Origin of the sequence: Phenylobacterium sp., from assembly GCF_030651185.1 — a bacterium.
In the GTDB taxonomy this organism is placed as follows: Bacteria; Pseudomonadota; Alphaproteobacteria; order Caulobacterales; family Caulobacteraceae; genus Phenylobacterium.
Map to the genome: position 1 here is coordinate 36,411 of NZ_JAUSCJ010000012.1, position 16,033 is coordinate 52,443.

At 68.4% G+C, this 16,033-nt stretch carries 15 protein-coding genes and 1 tRNA gene; 9 read left to right on the plus strand and 7 right to left on the minus strand.

All coding sequences use genetic code 11. The features are described from left to right. Positions 1 to 3: 3 nt before the first annotated feature. Positions 4 to 867 (minus strand): alpha/beta fold hydrolase, encoded by an 864-nt coding sequence (locus Q7J39_RS04210; RefSeq protein ID WP_304820760.1) that lies wholly within the window; start codon positions 865 to 867, stop codon positions 4 to 6. Positions 868 to 994: 127 nt separating this feature from the next. Between Q7J39_RS04210 and Q7J39_RS04215 the strand changes: the two genes are divergently transcribed. Next, the gene (locus Q7J39_RS04215; protein ID WP_304820762.1) at positions 995 to 2,614 is read left to right on the plus strand and encodes a peptide ABC transporter substrate-binding protein; all 1,620 of its coding nucleotides are present in this window, start codon (positions 995 to 997) and stop codon (positions 2,612 to 2,614) included. Positions 2,615 to 2,625: 11 nt separating this feature from the next. Here the strand turns inward: Q7J39_RS04215 and Q7J39_RS04220 are convergent. Further along, positions 2,626 to 2,715 (minus strand) — tRNA-Ser (locus Q7J39_RS04220). Between the two features lie 175 nt (positions 2,716 to 2,890). Here Q7J39_RS04220 and Q7J39_RS04225 point away from each other — a divergent pair. The 4 genes from Q7J39_RS04225 to Q7J39_RS04240 all read left to right on the plus strand — a co-directional run bounded on the left by Q7J39_RS04225 (position 2,891) and on the right by Q7J39_RS04240 (position 7,648). Further along, on the plus strand, positions 2,891 to 4,450 hold the full coding sequence (locus Q7J39_RS04225) for an exopolysaccharide biosynthesis polyprenyl glycosylphosphotransferase (RefSeq protein ID WP_304820764.1): 1,560 nt from the start codon (positions 2,891 to 2,893) through the stop codon (positions 4,448 to 4,450). Positions 4,451 to 4,518: 68 nt separating this feature from the next. Next, positions 4,519 to 5,970, plus strand: a complete 1,452-nt coding sequence (locus tag Q7J39_RS04230) for a lipopolysaccharide biosynthesis protein (protein ID WP_370689991.1) — start codon at positions 4,519 to 4,521, stop codon at positions 5,968 to 5,970. Next, on the plus strand, positions 5,967 to 6,884 hold the full coding sequence (locus Q7J39_RS04235) for a glycosyltransferase family 2 protein (RefSeq protein WP_304820766.1): 918 nt from the start codon (positions 5,967 to 5,969) through the stop codon (positions 6,882 to 6,884). The genes Q7J39_RS04230 and Q7J39_RS04235 overlap by 4 nt, the downstream gene beginning before the upstream one ends. Next, positions 6,884 to 7,648 (plus strand): polysaccharide deacetylase family protein, encoded by a 765-nt coding sequence (locus Q7J39_RS04240; protein ID WP_304820768.1) that lies wholly within the window; start codon positions 6,884 to 6,886, stop codon positions 7,646 to 7,648. The genes Q7J39_RS04235 and Q7J39_RS04240 overlap by 1 nt, the downstream gene beginning before the upstream one ends. Here Q7J39_RS04240 and Q7J39_RS04245 read toward each other — a convergent pair. From Q7J39_RS04245 to Q7J39_RS04255, 3 genes are all read right to left on the minus strand, one after another. Next, positions 7,645 to 8,910 (minus strand): O-antigen ligase, encoded by a 1,266-nt coding sequence (locus Q7J39_RS04245; protein WP_304820770.1) that lies wholly within the window; start codon positions 8,908 to 8,910, stop codon positions 7,645 to 7,647. The two genes, Q7J39_RS04240 and Q7J39_RS04245, sit on opposite strands and share 4 nt — an antisense overlap. Then, positions 8,907 to 9,608: a sugar kinase gene (locus Q7J39_RS04250; protein ID WP_304820772.1), complete on the minus strand. Its 702-nt coding sequence runs from the start codon at positions 9,606 to 9,608 to the stop codon at positions 8,907 to 8,909. Before Q7J39_RS04250 ends, Q7J39_RS04245 begins: the two co-directional genes overlap by 4 nt. A 194-nt stretch (positions 9,609 to 9,802) precedes the next feature. Further along, positions 9,803 to 11,305 (minus strand): GumC family protein, encoded by a 1,503-nt coding sequence (locus Q7J39_RS04255; protein WP_304820774.1) that lies wholly within the window; start codon positions 11,303 to 11,305, stop codon positions 9,803 to 9,805. Positions 11,306 to 11,393: 88 nt separating this feature from the next. Between Q7J39_RS04255 and Q7J39_RS04260 the strand changes: the two genes are divergently transcribed. After that, positions 11,394 to 12,194 (plus strand): polysaccharide biosynthesis/export family protein, encoded by an 801-nt coding sequence (locus Q7J39_RS04260; RefSeq protein ID WP_304820775.1) that lies wholly within the window; start codon positions 11,394 to 11,396, stop codon positions 12,192 to 12,194. A gap of 59 nt (positions 12,195 to 12,253) precedes the next feature. Here Q7J39_RS04260 and Q7J39_RS04265 read toward each other — a convergent pair whose 3' ends face one another. Continuing rightward, complete coding sequence (locus Q7J39_RS04265; protein ID WP_304774321.1) at positions 12,254 to 12,523, minus strand: sel1 repeat family protein; 270 nt, start codon at positions 12,521 to 12,523, stop codon at positions 12,254 to 12,256. Between the two features lie 342 nt (positions 12,524 to 12,865). On the opposite strand from Q7J39_RS04265, the gene Q7J39_RS04270 reads away from it, so the two are divergent. Together Q7J39_RS04270 and Q7J39_RS04275 are read left to right on the plus strand one after the other, a co-directional pair. Then, positions 12,866 to 13,351 (plus strand): hypothetical protein, encoded by a 486-nt coding sequence (locus Q7J39_RS04270; RefSeq protein WP_304820777.1) that lies wholly within the window; start codon positions 12,866 to 12,868, stop codon positions 13,349 to 13,351. A 173-nt stretch (positions 13,352 to 13,524) separates the two neighbouring features. Continuing rightward, positions 13,525 to 13,905, plus strand: a complete 381-nt coding sequence (locus Q7J39_RS04275; protein WP_370689994.1) for an RcnB family protein — start codon at positions 13,525 to 13,527, stop codon at positions 13,903 to 13,905. 184 nt (positions 13,906 to 14,089) lie between these two features. Here the strand turns inward: Q7J39_RS04275 and gatB are convergent, their stop codons facing one another. Then, a complete protein-coding gene (gatB, locus tag Q7J39_RS04280) occupies positions 14,090 to 15,586 on the minus strand; it encodes an Asp-tRNA(Asn)/Glu-tRNA(Gln) amidotransferase subunit GatB (RefSeq protein ID WP_304820780.1) in 1,497 nt (498 codons plus the stop codon). Between the two features lie 109 nt (positions 15,587 to 15,695). On the opposite strand from gatB, the gene Q7J39_RS04285 reads away from it, so the two are divergent. Continuing rightward, entirely contained in the window at positions 15,696 to 16,001 is a 306-nt protein-coding gene (locus Q7J39_RS04285) for a hypothetical protein (protein WP_304820781.1), read from the plus strand. The last annotated feature ends 32 nt before the right edge of the window (positions 16,002 to 16,033 follow it).

The window sequence follows — 16,033 nt, forward strand, 5'->3', positions numbered from 1 at the left end:
GGTTCAGCCCACCGTCCTGCGCAGCCAGGCCAGGAGGTCGGCCACCACCTCCTCGCGATTGGTCTCGTTGAGCATCTCGTGGCGACCGCCCTCATAGACCTTGACCTCCATCCGGGTGAGGCCGGCCTCCCGGTAGCGGTTGACCAGGGGATGCAGCAGTTCGAGGTCGCGGTTGATGGGGTCCTTGTCGCCCACGAAGATGTAGAGCGGCAGGTCCTTGGGGATCCTGGCGATCTCGGCGGGGTCGCGCAGGCGGGCGCTGACCCGGGCGAAGCTGTCGGCGGCGCTGGGCTGGCGGGAGAAGCCGCACAGCGGGTCGGCGATGTACTTGTCGACCTCGGCGTCGTCGCGCGACAGCCAGTCATAGGGGGTGCGCGGCGCAGGCCCGTCGGCGTTCATTTCGTCCAGCTTCTTGGCCGGCCCGGTGCGGTCGCCGAAGGCCGCCGTGCCCGACAGCACCAGACCGTCGATCTTGCCGGCATGGTCGAAGGCGTAGGCCTGGGAGAAGAACGAGCCCAGGCTGTGGCCCAGCAAGACCAGCGGCAGGCCGGGGTTCTCGGCGCGCGCCAGGTCGGTCAGGCGGGCGATGTCCTCCACCACCAGCTCGGCGCCATTCTCGCCGAAGTCGCCCAGGGCGTCCTTGGTGGGGGCGGTATAGCCGTGGCCGCGATGATCGTCGGCATAGAGCACGAAGCCGTCGGCCATGATCGGGATCAGCGGCTCAGGATAGCGCCGGGCGTGCTCGCCCATACCGTGGGCGATCTGCAGGATGGCGCGCGGGGCGACGGCCTCGTCGGCCCAGCGGAAGCCGGCGATGGAGGCGCCGTCCGCGCCGTCAAACCGGAACTGCTTTTCGGAATAGCCCATGATCCCTCCGTACGCTCTGGCGGCGCGATGGGTCCGACATAGCGCGCGGCGGCGGCGATGCACGCGGTATTTCACCGCCGTGCGGCCAAGCCTCGACAGGGCGCGCGGGCGGTGGGACGACTAGGCCATGGTGTCCAACAGTCTCCGCCCCACCCTGCTCGCCGGCCTCGGCCTCGCGGCGGTTCTGCTCGCCGGCTGCCAGGCCAAGGTCAGCCGCCCCCCCTGCCCCGCCGGCGAGGTGTGCCTGGCCTATGGCAGCAACAACGAGGCCGGCTCGCTGGACCCGCAGACCTCCAACCTGGTGGACGAATTCACCATCATCGCCGACCTGATCTTCGGCCTGACCACCGACTCGCCGGAGGGCACGCCGATCCCGGCCATGGCCACCTCCTGGGAAACCAGCCCCGACGGCCTGGTCTGGACCTTCCACCTGCGCGAGGCCAAGTGGTCGGACGGGGTTGCGGTGACCGCCGACGACTTCGTCTTCGCCTATCGTCGCATTCTCGATCCGAAGACCGCCTCGATCTATTCCTACCTGGTCTACCTGCTGAAGAACGGCCAGGCGGTGAACGAGGGCAAGGCGCCGCTGACCGCGGTGGGCGCCCGCGCCCTCGACGCCAGGACCCTGGAACTGACCCTGGAACACCCGGCCCCTTACCTGCCGGAACTGCTGAAGCACCAGAGCTTCTTCCCTGTGCCCCGGCACGCGGTGGAAAGGTGGGGCGACGGCTGGGTGAAGCCCGGCCGCTATGTCAGCAACGGCCCCTACAGGCTGATGAGCTGGAAGCTTGGCGACCACATCGAGGTGGTGAAGAACCCCTATTTCTACGACGCGGCGAACGTGTGCGTGGACCGCATCAACTATTTCCCGACCCCGGACTCGGTGATGGCCGAGCGCCGCGTGCAGCGCGGCGAGCTGGATGTGAACACCTCGTTCCAGTCCAACCGCTTCATCCGGCTGAAGGACACCATGCCCCAGGTGGTGCGGGCGAAGAACGCCCTGGCCACCGCCTACCTGTCCTTCAACACCCGCGAGATCGCGGCCTTCCGAGATATCCGCGTGCGCCGCGCCCTGTCGGAGTCCATCGACCGCGAGTTCATCACCGGCAAGCTGCTGCGGGCGGGCCAGATTCCCGCCTATGCCTTCGTGCCGCCCGGCACGGCCAACTACGCCAAGGGGGCCAGGACGGTCTGGGCCGACAAGCCCCTGGCCGAGCGGCAGGCCGAGGCTCGCAAGCTGCTGGCCGCCGCCGGATACGGCCCCGACCGAGCGCTGAGCTTTGAGCTGAAGATCGCCAACAGCCCCGACACCATCCTGCTGGCCAGCGCCGTCCAGGCCGACTGGGCGGCCATCGGCGTCGACGCCAGGATCGCCCAGAACGAGGGCCAGGTGGCCTTCGCGGCCTATCGCAACCGCGACTTCGGGATCGGCGTCATGAGCTGGTTCGCCGACTTCAACGACCCCGTCACCTTCCTGGCCCTGATGAAGTCCGACACCGGCGGGCAGAACTATGGCGACTACAAGAACCCCGCCTATGACGCCCTGCTCAACGCCGCCGACCGTGAGCCGGACGGGGGCAAGCGCGCCGAGATCCTGAAACGGGCGGAACAGATGATGTTGGCCGATGAGGCGATCGCCCCGATCTACTACGTCGTGAGCCGAAACCTGGTGAGCCCGAAGGTCACCGGATGGGTCGACAACGTCTCCAACTTCCACCGCGCGCGGTGGCTGTGCGTGACGAAATAGGCGGAAGGTCTTGGCGGTGACGCAGGGATTCGAACCCTGGATACGCTTTCACGTATGACGATTTAGCAAACCGTTGCCTTCAGCCACTCGGCCACGTCACCATCAAGGGCGGGACCGATAGCCGTTTCGAATGCGGCTGGCAATCGAGGTCGAGCGGTTTCGTCCGGGGCGCGCCAAAAGCCGGCGATTCAAAGAACAAGCTCGGTCGTTAACTCGAAGATCAGACCGCTGCGGCACAATACAGCTTCACATTTGTGCTTGCGCGGCCCCCTCCCCATGTCCTCCGTCGTCCAGTTTCAGCGTAAGGCCGTCCCGGAGAGTGGTCCTGAGTCGCCAGCGCGCGAAGCTGATCCCCGCATCGCCGACCCGCGCGCCGACCTGCCGCCCGCCGAACGTGACGCGTCGGAGAACCGCCGCGGTCCCTTCCGGCCCCAGTCCCTGATCCCCACCCGCGCGCGCCTGCAAGGCCGCGTGGTGGCCCGCCTGTTCCAGGGCGGCGACGCTGTCCTGCTGGTGATCGCCGGCGCCGTCGCCCACGCACTGGGCGCGGTCGGGTCGGCGGGCCTCTCGGTGACCTGCGCCGGGGCGCTCACCGTCCTGCTCAGCCTGTCGATCTTCCGCGCCTACGGCTTCAACCGCCGCGAGGAGCTGGCCGTCCATCTGGTCCGCCTCACCGGGGCGTTCATGGTCGGCGCGGGGGCGGCCTTCGCCCTGCTGCTGCCCTTCATCCCGATGGCGACCCTGGCCCAGGCCATGGGCGCCTGGGCGCCGGCGACCTTCGCGGCGACCTATCTGATGCACATCGTCTGGTGGCTGTGCGTGCGGCGCTGGCGGGCCAGCGGCCGCCTGACCCCCAATATCGTGGTGGTGGGCGCCACGGGCGCGGCCGAGCGCCTGATCGTCGCCACCCTGCTGAGCCGCGAGGCCAATATCCTCGGCGTGTTCGACGACCGCGCGGCCCGCAGCCCAGCCGGCATCCGAGGCGTTCCGGTGCTGGGCGACACCAACGCCCTGCTGGCCCACCGCATCATGCCCTATGTGGACCGCATCGTGATCACGGTGCCGTCCCAGGCCCGCGCCCGCGTCGGCCAGATGATCGAACGCCTGGGCGTCCTGCCCAACGAGGTCAGCCTGCTGCTGGACGGCGAGGACGCCGCCCACGAGGCCGCCGCCATCAGTCGCATCGCCGACGTGCCCCTGGCCCACATTTCCGGCGCGCCGATGGACGACCGCCGCGCGGTGGCCAAGCGCGGCCAGGACCTGCTGGTGGGCCTGGCGGCCCTGGTGGTGGCGGCCCCGGTGATGCTGCTGGTGGCCCTGGCGATCAAGCTCGACAGCCCCGGCCCGGCCCTGTTCCGCCAGCGCCGCCACGGCTTCAACAACGAAGAGATCGTGGTCTGGAAGTTCCGCTCCATGCGGGTGCAGGCCGCGCCGCAGAGCAAGGTCCGCCAGACCCAGGCCGACGACGACCGGGTCACCCGGGTCGGCCGCTTCATCCGCAAGACCTCGCTCGACGAGCTGCCGCAGATCTTCAACGTGCTGGCCGGCGAGATGTCCCTGGTGGGGCCTCGCCCGCACCCGGTGGGGATGATGACCGGCGATATCGAGTCGGCCCGCCTGGTGGCCGAATACGCCCACCGCCACCGCATGAAGCCCGGCATGACCGGCTGGGCGGCCATCCACGGCTCGCGCGGGCCGGTGGACACGCCCGAGCTGGTGAAGCGCCGGGTGGCGCTGGACGTGGAGTACATCGAGCGGCAGTCCTTCCTGCTCGACCTCTACATCATCGTCATGACCCTGCCCTGTCTGTTGGGCGATCGCGAAAACATCCGCTGAGGCGGTCTGGCTTAACCGTTTGAAACCGCCTGGTCGGGCACACTGAGGCCAGATCGGTTCAAGAGGTTATGGCGATGTTCTGGCGCGGGGTGATCGGATACCTGCCCGTCAATGTGGTGCAGGGCGTCGTCGGCCTGCTGACCATTGTCGCCTTCACCCGCCTGCTGACCCCGGCCCAGTTCGGCGACTACGCCCTGGGCATCTCGGTCATGGCCATCGTCCACACCGCCGTCTTCACCTGGAACGAGGCCGCCATGGCGCGGTTCTGGGCCGGGGAGTCCGATCGGGGCGACGGCGCCGACCACGCGGCCACGATCTATCGCGCCTGGCTGCTGTTGCTGGCGGTCCTGCCCGTCGCCGCCCTGATCACCCTGGCCGTGCCGATGACGCCCGGCCTGAAGGTCGCGGTGCTGGCGGGCCTGGCGACCGTGGCCCCGCGCACCTTCGTCAAGATCGCCCAGGAGCGCCGGCGCGCCGCGGGCGAGGTCAGGAGCGCGGCCCTGCTCGACATGGGCCAGACCCTGGGTGGTTTTCTGATCGGCGCGGCCCTGGCCCTGGCGGGCCTTGGCGGCGCGGCCCCGGTGGCCGGCATGGGTCTGGCGGCCCTGGCCTGCCTGCCTTTCATCCTGACAACGGAACACAGGCATCAGGCGGGCGGACGGGTTGAGGGGCCCCGGCTGCGCGGCCACGCCGCCTATGGCGTGCCGGTGGCCCTGTCACTGATCCTGGCCCTGGTGCTGTCCACCACCGACCGGTTCCTGCTGGCGGCCTTCCTCGATGAGAGCGCGGTGGGCGTCTATCATGCGGGTTACAGCCTCGCCAACCGCAGCCTGGACGTGGTGTTCATCTGGCTGGGCGCGGCCGGCGGGCCCGCCCTGATCATGGCGCTCGAGCGCGGCGGGCGCAGGGCGTTGCGCGACGCGGCGCGGGAACAGGCCCAGCTGATGCTGCTGCTGACCGTGCCGGCCGCCACCGGCCTGGCCCTGGTGGCCGCCCCCCTGGCGCAGCTGATGATCGGCCCGACGCTGAGCGCCGGCGCGGCGCACGTCACGCCGTGGATCGCGCTTTCCGGCTTGCTGGCGGGCCTGACCACCTACTATTTCCACCAGGCCTTCACCCTGGGACGCAAGACCAGCTTCCTGCTGGTGGCGATGGCGATCCCGGCGGCGGCCAATGTGGGGCTCAACGTCCTCCTGATCCCGCGCTTCGGCCTGGACGGCGCCCTGTGGGCGACCCCCGCCAGCTACGGCCTGGGTCTCGCAGCCTCGGCCTGGCTGGGCCGCCGCAGCGTGAACCTGCCCGTGCCCTGGCTGACCCTGGCCCAGGCGGTGGGCGCCAGCGCCCTGATGGCCCTGGCGGTCAGCGCCATCCCGGCCTTCGGGGGCCTGCTGGAACTGGCCCTGAAGGCCGCAGCCGGCGCCGTCGTCTATGGCGCGGTGATCGCCCTGGTGGACGCCGGCGACCTGCGCAGCCGCGGCCGGGACGCCCTTCGCACCTTCCGCGCCCGGAGCGCCGCATGACCGAGGTTCTGTTCGACAACAGGCTGTGGGCGAAGGGCCGCCCCGCGCTCTCCATCCTGACCCCCTTCAAGGGCGATGACCCGACGCCGCTGCTGGCGGCTCTGGCCCGCGAAAGCGGCGACGCCGAGCTGGTGCTCCTGGACGACGGCACGAATGACGCCGAACTGGCCGCCAGGGTGGAGATCGCCGTCGCCGCCCTGCCCTTCCCGGCCCGTTTCGTGCGGCTGGCCAAGAACGAGGGCCGCTCCAAGGGCCGCAACCGGCTGGTGAGCCACGCCCGGGCGGGCCACTACCTGTTCCTGGACAGCGACATGCTGCCCGACACACCCAGCTTCATCGGCGACTGGCTGGCCCTGATCGCCAGGCAGAACCCGGCGGTGGCCTTCGGCGGCTTCTCGCTGGACCAGGCGCCGCCCAACCGCGACCATGCCCTGCACCGCGCCATGGCCGGCCAATCCGACTGCCTGCCCGCCACCGAGCGGGCGCTGATGCCCGAGAAGATCTTCACCTCCAACCTGCTGGTGCGCGCCGATGTGTTCGCCGCCGAGAGCTTCGACGAGGGCTTCGCCGGCTGGGGCTGGGAGGACGTGGAATGGGGCATGCGGGTCGCCAGCCGCTGGCCGATCCTGCACGTGGAGAACACCGCCACGCACCTGGGCCTGGATACCGCCAGGACCCTGGCCGACAAGTACGAACAGTCCACCGGCAATTTCGCTCGGGTGGTGGCCAGCCATCACGCGGTGATCAGCCGCTACCCCAGCTACAAGGTCGCCCGCCTCCTGAAGCGCGCGCCCCTGCGATCCTGGTGGCGCCCCCTGCTGAAGGCCTACGCCTTGACCGAGGCCGCCCCCCTGAAGACGCGCGCCTTCGCCCTGCGGCTCTATCGCGCCGCGCTCTATGCCGAGGCGGTGTGATGACGAGCTATGCGCAAGCCTATTCCGCCGACCGCTCCCTGAAGGGCAAGCTGCGCCGCCGTCTGGTCCGCCTGGTCAACACCCGGCCGCTGGCCACGGCCCCGAGCCGGCCCATGGTCTCCTTCACCTTCGACGACGCCCCCATGACCTCGGCGGTGGCCGGCGCCGCCCTGCTGGAGACCCGCGGGCTGGCGGGCACCTATTACGTCTCCGCGGGCCTGGCCGGAACCGAGGCGCCCATGGGCGTCTGCGCCGAGCCGGTGGACTACCGGCGCCTGGCCAAGGCCGGGCACGAGATCGCCTGCCACACCTATTCCCACCTCGATTGCGGCCGGGCCACAGGGCCGGCGGCCCTGGCCGACGTGGTCCGCAACGCCCAGGCGGTCGCCGCCTGGGACGTGGGTGAAATGGTGAGCTTCGCCTACCCTTATGGCGAGGTGGCCGGCGGGCCCAAGGGGACGCTCGCCAAGCGGTTCTCGACTCTGCGCGCCCTGCACCACGGTCTTGTCGAGAAGGGCACGGACCTCAACCAGCTCCCGGCGGTCGGCATCGAGGGGCCAGAGGGCGAGACCGTCGCGCGGAAGTGGCTGGCGCAGGCCAAGGCCCGGAACGCCTGGCTGATCCTCTATACCCACGACGTGCGGCCAGACCCCTCTCCCTGGGGCTGCACCCCCGAGGTCCTGGCGCGGCTGATCGATCAGGCGACGGCGGACGGCTTTGACGTGGTGACGGTGCGCGAGGCAGCCCGGCGTCTGGGCCTCTAGGTCCGCACGTTGCGGTCGGGCCAGCAAAGCTTCACCGCCAGGGCCACGAAGATCACCCAGCGGAAGTCGTTGTAGTTCACCGCCACGCTCTCGGTGAGCGAGGTCAGGCCGTAGACGATCAGGAACGGCACCGCCAGATAGGCTCCCTTGTCCCGATAGATCGCGACGACCGCCAGGATCACGGTCTGCAGGAAGCACATGGCCCAGGCGGCCAGGCCGAAGATGCCCAGGCCCAGCCACTGTTCGATCCAGGTGTTGTGGGAGTGGTGCGGCTTCCAGCCGGCCTCCTTGACGATCTTGGCCCGGGGGCCCCAGCGGCTTTCGTCGTCATAGATCGCGCTGTAGCCGTAGCCGGTCCACGGGCGCTTCTCGATCTGGTGCATGGCGGCGGCCCAGATCTCGGTCCGGCCGGTGAGGGTCGCGTCCTTGCCGAGGGCCTTGAAGACCATGTCCGAGGCGAACAGGGCCACGGACATGGCCGCCACCAGACCCAGGACCGCCAGCCAGGAACTGGCGACGCTGACGGCCGGGCCGCGCCGCACGATGGCGACGAACATCAGCCCGCCCAGCGCCAGGATCACCGAGACCAGGGAGGTCTTGGAGGTGGACATGATCACCAGCAGCACGGCCAGGGCGGCGAAGGGCCACCAGATCTTCGCCCGAGCAGGGTTCAGCATGGCCGCGCCCGCCAGAATGGCGAAGCCGAGGGTCATGATGCCGCCCATCGCGTTCTTGTCGGCCCAGACCCCGCGCCAGGCGCCGGGGAAGAGTTCATGCATCACCCCGATGGAGGGCACGGCCAGGGACATGAGGAAGCAAACGACGGCCAGGACGGCGAAGGCGGTGGCGAACACCTCGGCGAGGTCGGCCCAGCGATAGCGGGCGCCCAGGACGATCCCCCCCAGGGTGGTGGCGTAAACCGCGACGATCCGGCGCAAGGTGATGTCCGGCGCTGTGGACCAGAAGATCGACGCCCCGACCACCAGCATCAGGGCGATCAGGAACGGTTGCCGGATCAAGGCCATGACCGTGCTGACCGGGGCCACGGCGAACAGCAGCGCCCCCGCCGCATAGGCCGGCAGGTAGCCGAGGGGGATTAGCTTGTCGAAGGCGGTGTTGTTGGCGTCGCCGCGCAGCGGGAAGACCCATCCCTCGCTGAAGGTCAGCAGGATGAGCAGGCTGGCGGCGAAAACCACCAGCTTCCAGGGGCTGACCAGGGGTCGGCCTGCGACCTCCACCCCGCTCCAGGTGGCCTGGGTCACGGCCGGAGAGCCTTCAGGAAGCCGGGTGCGGTCACCGTGACCCGATTGAAGAAGATGCCGGCCACCGTGGCGCCGGCGGCGACGAGGGCGTCGCGAAGCTGGGCCGGCGCGCGAACATCGGCCTCGTCGGCGGCCACCACCAGGACGGTCTGGTCCATGAAGGGCGCGACGGTGAGCGCGGCCTGCGACCGCTCGGGCGAGGGGCAGTCGACGATGATCAGGTCGGCATATTTCCGCAGGGCGTTCCAGTAGTCCCCCGTGGGCAGGATGTGGACGCCCTGGCGGCCTTTCAGGCTCTCGCGCCGAAACCGGGTGACCCACCAACGGGCCGCGCCCACCCGATGGGCCGAGAGATAGCGGGCGTCGGGCCAGGGCTGGCCGTCGGGACTGTGGGAAGCCGGCTGGACGGTGAAGAAGATCGAGCCGTCGGGGCTGGCGGCCGCGGGCTCGCCCAGGGCGCCGTAGCGCTCGGCCTCATCGCGAACGGCGAGATACTGCGGCGAGGCCAGCAGGTCGAGATCCACCAGCCACACCGAACGCCCGGCGCGCTTGGCCGCGAACCAGGCAAGCTCGCGCGCCACCGTGGACGTGCCCTCCCCCCGGCGTGCGGACACGACCTGGATCACCCGCGCCCGGCCTGCGGCCGGCGCGCCCAGTGACGCCCAGAGGTCGGCCATCTCGGCGTTCAGGTCCACCATCCCTCGAATCGATACAAGCGTAAGGCTTCCAAACTACCGCAAGTTCAAGGCGAACGAACGGCGCCGGTTCCGTCGCCGTCCTAGACCCTTTCCGGATCAGGTTGAAACAACCTGATCGGATGAAAAGGGTCTATCTTCTTGAATCTAGAGCATGTCCGGGCGGCGAACCGGTTGCCACTTGCGCCTGACATGCTCTAGCGAACCTTCATCGAGGCCGTGGCGAGCACGGGAAGGTCGAAGGTACGCGCGGCGGACTGCGCGGTCGGCAGGCCCGGCCGCAGGAACATCCGCAGCAGACCGGCGCACAGGGCGGTGAAGGCGGCGAACAGGAAGGCCAGCACGATCACCGGCTTCTTGAGGCTCTTGCCCTTGGTGGGCGCCACGGCCCGGCTGACGATGCGGATGTTGTCGTTGGTGGTCGAGGCGATCTCGTTGGCCGCGCGGCTCTGCTCTTCCTTGACGGTGAAGTCGCGCACATTGGCCTGCAGGACATCGCGGTCCAGGGACAGGGCCTGGAAGCGCGGCTCCAACTCCGCCAGGCGCAGCCGGCGCTCCGTGAGCTGGTTCACCTGGCCCGCCAGGGCGGACTGCGACTGGCGCAGGGCGGCCACCTCGGCGGTCAGCTGGATCTTCTCGGTCTGGATGGTCTGGTAGACGGGATTGATCCCGAACCGCTTGGCCCCATCGGCCTGGGTGCGGCCCGCGGCGATGCCGGCCTCCAGCTGGGCGATCTGGGCGTCGAGTTCCTGCACCGGCCGGGCGTCATTCTTGTAGCGCGAAAGCAGGTCCTCCCGCTGCAGCTTCAGGGTCACCAGCTTGTCGCCGACGGCGCTGGAAACGTCCCGATAGAGACCGACCTCCTGCGACACTTGGCCCAACTGCGAATCCAGCATGGCCAGCCGCCCGATGCGGTCCTGGAGCTGGGCGTCGGTCTGGTACTTCTGCTGCTCGATCTGCTGCTGGAGCTGGCCGAGGGAGACCTTCTCCGCCACGAAGTCGCCGATCCGGTTGTTGTTCAGGAAGGCTTCGTAGGCGGCGTCGGCCTCGATCAGGCGCTGCTCGAAGGCCTCGCGCTGACGGCCCAGCGCCGGCGAGGTGGGGTCGATCAGCACCGAGCGTCGATAGACCAGATACTCTTCCAGCAGGGTGTTGAGCACCAGGGCGGCAGTATCGGGGTTCTCGTGGGTGAAGCTCAGCCGGATGATCGGGGTGTCGGGCGCGGTCTCGATCTTGGTGTTGGTCTCAAGGCTGCGCAGGGCCTGGCCCATCAGCAGCTTCTTCTCCAAAGCGCTGGCCCCGGCGTACTTGGCCGCCAGCTGGGGATAGATGCGGGCCAGGCCCAGCTTGTCGATCACCCGCTGCTTGAGAACAGCCGAGCCCATGATCTCGGTTTCCGACTGGATCAGGGCGTCGGCCTCGGGCACCGCCCCGCGGGCGGCGTCGCCGGAGAGCGGCTCATAGACATATTCCTGGCCCAGGCGGACCAGGACGCTGGAATAGGCGGGATAGGTGGTCTTCATCGTGAAGGCGGCGGCGGCCCCCAGGACGAAGATGATCGCGAAGACGGCGATCATCAGATAGCGTTCGCGCCACAGCAGGGTGGCGAAATCGGAGACGGCATAGCGCGGCCGTCCGGCCCAGTCGGTCCGGATCGCCTGATCGTGCGGTCTGATTGTCCAAGCCCCTGGCGCGGCCATGCGATTCCGACTGTTCTAGCCCTACGAAGGGGACCGTGGCGGGGGACGATTAACGTTCCATTACCCATTGTCGTTAAGGTTTGCGGTCATGCGTCCCAGCCTGAAATTCGCCTCCGCTCTGATGGCCTGCGCAAGTGTCGCGCTCGGCGCGTGCGGCGCCCACATTCCCCGCCTGCCGCGCATGGACATGCTGGGCCGGATCGACGAACCGGAGTCCCGCGAGGATCGCGAGGCGCGCGCCGCCCGAGAACAGGGCGCCAGCTTCAGCAACATCCCCTATGCGAGTTGGAGCGACTACGAGCCGCCCTACCGCTTCTATCCCGGCGACGAGATCGAGGTGTCCCTCCCCTCCGCGCCGGAATTGAACAAGACCGTCACGGTGCAGCCGGATGGCCGTATTTCCCTGCCGCTGATCCCGGCGGTGATGGCGGCGGACCGCACGATCCCCGAGGTGCAGGGGTCGCTGTCCCAGGCCTATGCCAGCCTGCTGCTGCGGCCGGCGGTGGATGTCTCGCCGAAGGCCGCGCCGCTGAAGGTGTTCGTGGGGGGCGAGGTGGGCAGTCCGGGCATCTTTGACATGGCCGGCGACGCCGACGCCCTGCGGGCGGTGATCCAGGCCGGCGACTTCAAGACCACCGCCAATCGCGACGGGGTCATCATCCTGCGGCGCGGGGCGGACGGACGCGGCATGATGCGGACGGTGAAACTGGGGAAGGGTCTTCGGAACCCGAACGCGGACCTCGTGCCCTTGCGCCGGTTCGATATCGTCTATGTGCCACGCAGCGGCGTGGCCAATGCGGGACTGTTCATCCAGCAGTACTTCCGCGACCTCTCGCCGATCCAGTTTGGATTCAGCTATGCGCTCGGCGCGCAGGCCGCGGGTCAGTAGCCGCAGACGACGACGCCAGCGGACGCCGGCGTCGTGGGGTCAAGACCGGGATCGGCCGCTCAGCCGTGGGCCAGCCACTCGCGCGCCTGGCGCTGGGCTTCGGCGACCTCGTCGGAGGCCATCTCCTGGCTCAGTTCCTTGCGGTAGATCTTGGCTTCCATCGAACCGCGCATGGCGGCCAGATTGAACAGCATGTGGGCCGAGACGTAGTCCAGCGGCGCGCCGCCCTGACCGGTCGAGTACAGCAGGCCCATGCGGAACAGTTCGTCCCCGGAGGCCTCGGCGGTCGGCAACGGCAGGCCGCCTTCCGGTTCCACGCTCGTAAGCATGACTAAGTTTCCCTCTCCTGACCGGCCATCCCCCATTCTGGGGGCGTGTCTCCGATCCTCACGGCACCAGAGAAGTCGATAGCGACTAAACATATGGTTAAACTGAAAGACTGCGTTGTTCGGCCGCAGTTCAACGCAGCATTCGCCGCCGTTACTCGCCGGGAAGTCTCCGCCGCCGATGTATACCCATATTGGGTGCTTTTGAGCCCAGCGGTTAACGCCCGGCGCGAGCCTGCATCGCCCGCCGCGCGAAGAGGGCTTACAGCCGCGCTTAGATTGCGTAGCCCTGTTGCACACACCCCCTGGCTGCGTCCGGGGGCGATTCGAGCGGGAGAGATCGGCGTGAAGCGTTTTGGTTTGAGCATGACCGCCCTGGCGGCGCTTTCGGGCGGCCTGGCGATCTCCGCCGCGGCCCAGGCCCAGTCCTGGGATTCCCGGTCCTACGTCCGCGAGAGCCGTGAGGAACGCTGCGACTGCTACGACTACGACGCGCGGCGCGACAGCTACCCGCAGGACAATCGGAACTCCGGCTATCACGGCGGCCATCAAGACAACCGTCAAGGCTATGGCCCGCCGCCGCCGGTGGGCAGCAGCTACTACGCCCCGCCCGGTGGCGGACAGAACAACATGGGCTATTTCGAGCAGTACGAGCCGGGCCGCAGCGCCTTCCGGCCCGGCCTGATCCTGCCGCCCTACTTCCGCGGCTACATGGTCACCGACAACCGCCTGGCCCGCAAGCGCGGCTACGCCTGGTACAAGGTCGGCAACGAATACATCCGGGCCAGCACCTCCACCGGCGAAGTCACGAGCATCGTCACCTTCCCCTGAACCGCACCGCGGGCGCGGCGTTCTTCCCCGCACGAGGCGTTCAGGCGCGGTTCAGCCTGACCCCGCCATCGTGAGGTTCGAGGGATGTCCGCCCGTCAGGGCGTGGTGAAGGAGACGTGGGCATGAAACGTCTGATCTTGAGCCTGGCCGCCGTCGCGGCCGTCGCCGGCCCCATGGCCGCCACCGCCACCGCGGCCCAGGCGCAGGGCTATTATCGTGATCACCGGGATCGCCGCGACCATCGCGGACCCGATCGTTATGATCGCCGCGACTGGGATCGTGGCCGCCACAACGGCTACTACTATGGCGACCGCTGGAACTACGGCCCGCCGCCCCAGGTCTATTACGGCAACCCCTACTACCGGCCGGGCTACAATCAGTGGCGCCGCGGGGCGCCGCTTCCCGCCTACTACCGGGGCGCGCCGGTCTATGACTACGGCCGCTACCGCCTGCGCCAGCCGCCGCGCGGCTACGCCTGGTACCGGGCCGGCGACGACTACATCCTGGCGGCCATCGCCACCGGCATCATCTTCGAGATCATCGCCAACAACTAGATCACGATGATCTTGGATCGAACCGATCCAAGATCATAAACGTGATCGATTCCTTATATTTGGAGCGGGATTGACGCGAAAAACCGGTTCCCACTTTTTCGCATCCCGCTCTGGGCGGCCCGCCACAGGACGTGAAAAAGGCCCCGGAGCTCACGCGCCGGGGCCTTTGTCTTGCGTCCGCAGATCAGTCGATCCCGAGCTTGGCCTTGAGCAGCTGGTTGACCGTGCCCGGATTGGCCTTGCCACCGGTTTCCTTCATCAGCTGGCCGACGAACCAGCCGATGGCCTGGGGCTTTTCCTTCACCGCCGCGGCCTGACCGGGATTGGCGGCGATCAGCTTGTCGATCATCGCCTCCAGGGCGCCAGTGTCGGAGACCTGCTGCAGGCCCTGCTTCTCAACAATGGCGCGCGCGCCGCCCTCGCCGGCCCACATGCGGTCGAAGACGTCCTTGGCGATCTTGGAGGAGATCACGTCCTCTTCGATCAGTTGGACCATCTCGGCGATGTCGGCCGGCTTCAGCGGGCTGTCGCCGATGTCCTGGCCGGCCGCCGTCAGCCGGGCGGCCAGTTCGTTGGTCACCCAGTTGGAGGTCAGCTTGGCGTCGCGGCCCTTGGCGGCCTCCTCGAAGAAGTCGGCGCGGGCCTGCTCGGTGATCAGCACGCCGGCGTCATAGGCCGACAGGCCGTACTGGGTCTGCAGCCGGGCCTTCTTGGCGTCCGGCAGTTCCGGCAGGGACTCCTCGATCCGCTTCACCCAGGCCGGGTCGAGGATCAGGGGCAGCAGGTCGGGATCAGGGAAGTAGCGGTAGTCGTGCGCCTCTTCCTTGGACCGCATGGAGCGGGTCTCGAGCTTGGTGGGGTCGAACAGCCGGGTCTCCTGGGTGATCGAACCCCCGTCCTCCAGGATCTCGATCTGCCGGCGGGCCTCGTACTCGATGGCCTGCTGGATGTAGCGGTAGGAGTTGACGTTCTTGATCTCGCAGCGCGTGCCCAGGTGGCTGAAGTCGCCGGTCTCGCGGAACTTCTCGTAGGCGCCCGGGCGGCAGACCGAGACGTTGACGTCGGCGCGCAGGTTGCCCTTCTCCATGTCGCCGTCGCAGGTGCCCAGATAGACCAGGATGGTGCGGACCTTCTTCACATAGGCCGCGGCCTCCGCCGACGAGCGCATGTCGGGCTTGGAGACGATCTCCATCAGGGCGGTGCCGGCGCGGTTCAGGTCGACATAGGTGGCGTTGGGGTCCTGGTCGTGCAGCGACTTGCCGGCGTCCTGCTCCAGGTGCAGGCGCTCGATGCGCACGGTGAAGGTGGAGCCGTCGTCATGCTCGACGATGACCTCGCCCTCGCCCACCACCGGGTCCTTGAACTGGCTGATCTGATAGCCCTGCGGCAGGTCGGGATAGAAGTAGTTCTTGCGGTCGAAGCTGGAGCGCAGGTTGATCTGCGCCTTCAGGCCCAGGCCGGTCTTCACAGCCTGCTCGACGCAGAAGCGGTTGATCACCGGCAGCATACCCGGCATGGCGGCGTCGACGAGGCTGACCTGCTCGTTGGGGCCGGCGCCGAAGCCGACGGCCGCGCCGGAGAACAGCTTGGCCTTCGAGGCCACCTGGGCGTGGATTTCCAGCCCCAGAACAATTTCCCACGGGCCGGTGCGGCCTTCGATCTGCTTGGACGTATCAGTCATGCCGCCTTCCTAAACCGGGCCGCGCGTCAACGAAAGCACCTTGCGCCGCCGCTGATTTTGCAGCTTTGCTGACAGCGTAAAAACACCCCCTCGGGGAAGGGAACCCACCATGAAGAAGACACTCGCCGCCGGCCTCGTTGGCCTGTCGCTCTCGTTCGGCCTGATGGCCGCCGCTCCGGCCCTGGCCCAGGCGCCCGCGGCGCTCTCGACCGAGACCACGCCGATCGAAACCCTGGTCGCCAACCCGGCCGCCAAGGCGGTGCTGGAAAAGAACATCCCGGGCATCAGCACCCATGAAGCCTATGACCAGTTCAAGGCCATGACGCTGACCCAGGTCGCCCCGATGAGCCAGGGTGCCGTGACCGACGACATTATCAAGCAGGTCCAGGCCGACCTGGACGCCCTGCCGAAATAGGTAGGTTTACTATCGAGTAGATCGAGGGGCCC

Coding starts and splice junctions, on each gene's coding strand:
- Q7J39_RS04210 (WP_304820760.1), bottom strand. CDS start 867: ATGGGCTATTCCGAAAAGCAGTTCCGGTTTGACGGCGCGGACGGCGCC.
- Q7J39_RS04215 (WP_304820762.1), top strand. CDS start 995: ATGGTGTCCAACAGTCTCCGCCCCACCCTGCTCGCCGGCCTCGGCCTC.
- Q7J39_RS04225 (WP_304820764.1), top strand. CDS start 2,891: ATGTCCTCCGTCGTCCAGTTTCAGCGTAAGGCCGTCCCGGAGAGTGGT.
- Q7J39_RS04230 (WP_370689991.1), top strand. CDS start 4,519: ATGGCGATGTTCTGGCGCGGGGTGATCGGATACCTGCCCGTCAATGTG.
- Q7J39_RS04235 (WP_304820766.1), top strand. CDS start 5,967: ATGACCGAGGTTCTGTTCGACAACAGGCTGTGGGCGAAGGGCCGCCCC.
- Q7J39_RS04240 (WP_304820768.1), top strand. CDS start 6,884: ATGACGAGCTATGCGCAAGCCTATTCCGCCGACCGCTCCCTGAAGGGC.
- Q7J39_RS04250 (WP_304820772.1), bottom strand. CDS start 9,608: ATGGTGGACCTGAACGCCGAGATGGCCGACCTCTGGGCGTCACTGGGC.
- Q7J39_RS04255 (WP_304820774.1), bottom strand. CDS start 11,305: ATGGCCGCGCCAGGGGCTTGGACAATCAGACCGCACGATCAGGCGATC.
- Q7J39_RS04260 (WP_304820775.1), top strand. CDS start 11,394: ATGCGTCCCAGCCTGAAATTCGCCTCCGCTCTGATGGCCTGCGCAAGT.
- Q7J39_RS04265 (WP_304774321.1), bottom strand. CDS start 12,523: ATGCTTACGAGCGTGGAACCGGAAGGCGGCCTGCCGTTGCCGACCGCC.
- Q7J39_RS04275 (WP_370689994.1), top strand. CDS start 13,525: ATGGCCGCCACCGCCACCGCGGCCCAGGCGCAGGGCTATTATCGTGAT.
- gatB (WP_304820780.1), bottom strand. CDS start 15,586: ATGACTGATACGTCCAAGCAGATCGAAGGCCGCACCGGCCCGTGGGAA.
- Q7J39_RS04285 (WP_304820781.1), top strand. CDS start 15,696: ATGAAGAAGACACTCGCCGCCGGCCTCGTTGGCCTGTCGCTCTCGTTC.